Source organism: Acinetobacter sp. YH12097, from assembly GCF_013419225.1.
GTDB classification, from domain to species: domain Bacteria; phylum Pseudomonadota; class Gammaproteobacteria; order Pseudomonadales; family Moraxellaceae; genus Acinetobacter; species Acinetobacter amyesii.
In genome coordinates this window covers 1-1,193 of the sequence record NZ_VPAN01000096.1, presented here as the reverse complement: position 1 = coordinate 1,193, position 1,193 = coordinate 1, and the positions used below count along the sequence as shown (strand labels likewise).

The 1,193-nt window shown below is 60.2% G+C and carries 1 pseudogene; it reads right to left on the bottom strand.

Annotated elements, in window-relative coordinates:
* Nucleotides 1-235: 235 nt before the first annotated feature.
* Nucleotides 236-1,193: pseudogene (locus FTU37_RS16540) on the bottom strand (IS91-like element ISVsa3 family transposase); the annotation flags it as partial.

The window sequence follows — 1,193 nt, the reverse complement described above, 5'->3', positions numbered from 1 at the left end:
ACGTATAGGAAGAATAAACGCCCTTTTCACCCAAGTCCAACAGCTTTGGACCGCAGTTGACTCTTTCGACACCCCTGCGATGCAACCCAATCCGGCTGACGGGGAGCCAGCAACGCTGAAAATTTACCCTCCTCTTTCCCACTAGCGGCTCCTTTTCCGACAACCAGCACGGCGGATCCCTGCCGCGGCGCTGTGAACGCAGCATTTTGATTGGTATCGTTGGCCTTCAGGCTCGTCAGTCAAACAGACCCAGGAGCAGCTCAGCCGGTGGCGCCCGGCTTTCGGGTAACGCCCTGGTCCCGCTGGTTTCGGCTTTGTGCTTCAGGTGATCAAGGATCTGCTTGATCACTATAGGGTCTTCAATGCAGGCGATGACTTTCATGGCGCCGCCGCAGCCGCTGCAGGTCTCGATGTCGATATTGAAAACACGCTTGAGCCGTTGCGCCCATGTCATCGACGCTCGCCGTTGTGCTGGTGTTGCCGGTTCATCAGCCACCCTGACCTTGTTGCCCCTGCCCCGTTTTGCCGGCGTGACCAACGCCCGGTGCCGACTGTTGGGTGCGAACACCCCGTGGAAGCGGGTTAGGTTGACTCTGGGCTTCGGTACCAGGGCGGCCAGCCTTGCAATGAAATCCAATGGTTCGAAAATGACGTGCGTGGTGCCGTCCCGGTACGGCGTCTTGAGCTGGTAGCGCACGTTGCCGCCTCGTGTTAACGACAGCCGCTTCTCGGATACCGCCGGGCGGCTGATGTACCGGCACAGCCGTTCGAGCTTCTTGCGTTCATCGGCCCTGGCCGCCACGCCGGCGTGCAGGCTGGACCCGGCTACCTTGCCAATCCCGTCACCGAACGGATCACCACTGGTCGGCAGAGTTTGCAAAGTGAACACCTTTCGCCCCGCCTGTGAACCGACAGCGATACGGTAAGTGATCGAGTGCCCCAGCAGGGGTGTCATCGGGTCGTCATCCACCGCATCCGAGGCCAGATAGCTGTTTTCGACATCCCGTTCCAGCAGGCCTTGCCGTTCCAGATAGCGACCCACCCGGTGGGCGATGGTGTGCGTCAGCTGGGTGAGCTCTGGGCTGGTCGGCGCCTTGACCCAGCGGAAACGCGCTGAGCCGTGGGATTGCTCGACATACACACCGTCGAGAAACAGCATGTGGAAGTGAACATTCAGATTGAGCGCCGATCCA